3 protein-coding genes are annotated in these 2169 nt (G+C 71.6%); 2 read left to right on the top strand and 1 reads right to left on the bottom strand.

The window, feature by feature from the left end:
- Window positions 1-73: 73 nt before the first annotated feature.
- Entirely contained in the window at window positions 74-418 is a 345-nt protein-coding gene (locus PLL68_RS02330; protein WP_324531277.1) for a DUF6504 family protein, read from the bottom strand.
- 166 nt (window positions 419-584) lie between these two features.
- Here PLL68_RS02330 and PLL68_RS02325 point away from each other — a divergent pair, with 166 nt between their 5' ends.
- Window positions 585-1109: a YbaK/EbsC family protein gene (locus tag PLL68_RS02325; RefSeq protein ID WP_324531275.1), complete on the top strand. Its 525-nt coding sequence runs from the start codon at window positions 585-587 to the stop codon at window positions 1107-1109.
- 247 nt (window positions 1110-1356) lie between these two features.
- Window positions 1357-2169 (top strand): 3' terminal RNA ribose 2'-O-methyltransferase Hen1 (locus PLL68_RS02320; protein WP_324531273.1); only part of this gene is annotated, 813 nt, incomplete at its 3' end.

The following is a 2169-nucleotide window of genomic DNA, read 5'->3' as shown; positions in this document are numbered from 1 at the left end:
TCGGTGCGGTGTCGATCGGTGCGGTGTCGATCGGTGCGGTGTCGATCGGTGCGGTGTCCATGGCCGGTGGGACTCAGTCGTGGGCGCGCAGGAGCAGCCAGCGGTCGTCGTCGAGCCCGAGGTCGAAGACCCCGGCGGTGCCGGACGGCGGGCGCGCCTCGACCCGCCAGACCCGGCGCTGCGGGCTCGGCAACGCGGCCCCACCGGTGAGGTCACCGACCTCGCGCCACCAGGCCCGACGCTCCTGCCACGAGGCCAGCACGGCGCACACGGTGTAGCGCCGACCGCGCCAGACGAAGTCGCGGGGACCGTCAGCGCCGACCCGGGGTTCGACACGAGGTTCGCCGAGGGGGTCGCCGCCAACACCCAGATCGCTGCTGCTTCGGACGCTGATGTGCTCGTCGTGACGGCGGACCATGACCTCCCCTTTCCCGCGCTCGCTCGTGGTTCACCAGCGACCGCCGGGCCTCGGCGATGCCGGTCAATGATCGAACAGATGTTCGATGTCTCCACCATAACGCGACCCACCGACAGGTCGTCAAGCCCGCATCGAGCCCGCGTCACCGGGTCGCTACGCTGCCGCCATGACCCAGCCGCCGAGCGAGCAGAACCCCCCGCGAGACCTCTCCGAGCACGCCGGTGTGCGCTCGGTGATGCAGGCCCTGGCCGAGCACGGTCTCAGTCCGCAGGTGCGCCACCTCCCCGATGCCGTGCGCACCGCGCAGGCCGCCGCCGACGCCCTGGGCATCTCGCCTGCCGAGATCGCGAACAGCCTCGTCTTCGTCGCGACGACCCACGACGGCGAGCGCCTCCCCCTGCTCGTCATGGCGTCGGGAGGGCACCGGGTCGACGTCGTCTCCGTCGCGGAGCGGGCAGGTCTCGCGAGCATCGAGCGGGCCGACCCCGCCTTCGTGCGCGAGCACACCGGCTTCGCGATCGGCGGCGTCGCACCGGTCGGCCACCCGCACCCGCTGCGCACGATCATCGACACCCACCTCGCGACGTACCCCGTCGTCTGGGCCGCCGCAGGCCACAGCCACAGCGTCTTCGCGACGTCGTACGACGACCTGGTGCGGATCACCGGCGGTCAGCCGATGGACGTCGCCTGACCGAGCCGAAGACCGGCTGATTGAACCCGGATCCCCGGAACCAGACCCCGACCTGCCACATCTGAGTACGAGTACGCATGCGGCAGGCCCGTGCTGGCCGTCATGCTCGACACAGTGGTCGCGCCGACCGCGGGAGTGGACGTTGAGGGGGGTCCGTGCCCGCGGTCGGCGCGACCGACCCATGCGGGGCTCGGCCGGCTCGACAAATCGGCGTGCGAGCACGAAGGTCGTCGGCAACACTGACGCGGTGTACCTGACCATCTCGACGACCCACCGTCCCGCGACGGATCTCGGGTACCTGCTGCACAAGCACCCCGACCGGGTGCAGCAGTTCACCCAGAGCTTCGGGGTCGCGACGGTGTTCTACCCGCAGGCCACCGACGAGCGCTGCACGGCCGCCCTGCTCCTCGAGATCGACCCGGTGCGCCTGGCTCGCGGTCGCGCCCGCAACCTGCCCGACTTCAGTCTCGGCCAGTACGTCAACGACCGCTCGTACGCCGTGTCCTCCCTGTTCGCCGTGACCCTGGCCGAGGTGTTCAGCACCGCGCGGATCGGGCGCTGCGCGTCGCACCAGGACCTGGCCGACACCCCCATCCCCCTGCAGATCCGCATCCCCGTGCTGCCGTGCCGGGGCGGCCCCGCCATCGCCCACCGGATCTTCGAGCCGCTGGGCTGGCAGGTCGTCGCCGACCCCATCGCCCTCGACGAGGCATTCCCGCAGTGGGGCGCCTCCCGTTACGTCGACCTCACCCTCACCGGCACCGTCCGCCTGGCCGATGCCCTCACCCAGCTGCACGTGCTGCTGCCGGTGCTCGATGAGTCCAAGCACTACTGGCAGGGCCCGGACGAGGTCGACAAGCTCCTGCGCTCCGGCGGCGACTGGCTCGCGGGCCACCCCGAGGCCGAGCTCATCACCCGGCGCTACCTCAGCCGCACCGGCTACACCCGGGTGGCGCTCGAACGCCTCGCCGAGCTCGGCGACGACGCTCCCACTGACGACCCCGCGGAAGACTCGTGCGCGACACCGACATCGGATGCCGTGGAGCCGGCAGCCTCGCCC

Origin of the sequence: Ornithinibacter sp. (genome assembly GCF_035443565.1) — a bacterium.
GTDB lineage: Bacteria > Actinomycetota > Actinomycetes > Actinomycetales > Dermatophilaceae > Fodinibacter.
The sequence above is the reverse complement of the archived record's forward strand: the minus strand, read 5'-3'. Positions and strand labels throughout refer to the sequence as shown.

Excerpts from the sequence above, each read along its gene's own strand:
- PLL68_RS02330 (WP_324531277.1), bottom strand. The coding sequence starts at position 418 with ATGGTCCGCCGTCACGACGAGCACATCAGCGTCCGAAGCAGCAGCGAT.
- PLL68_RS02325 (WP_324531275.1), top strand. The coding sequence starts at position 585 with ATGACCCAGCCGCCGAGCGAGCAGAACCCCCCGCGAGACCTCTCCGAG.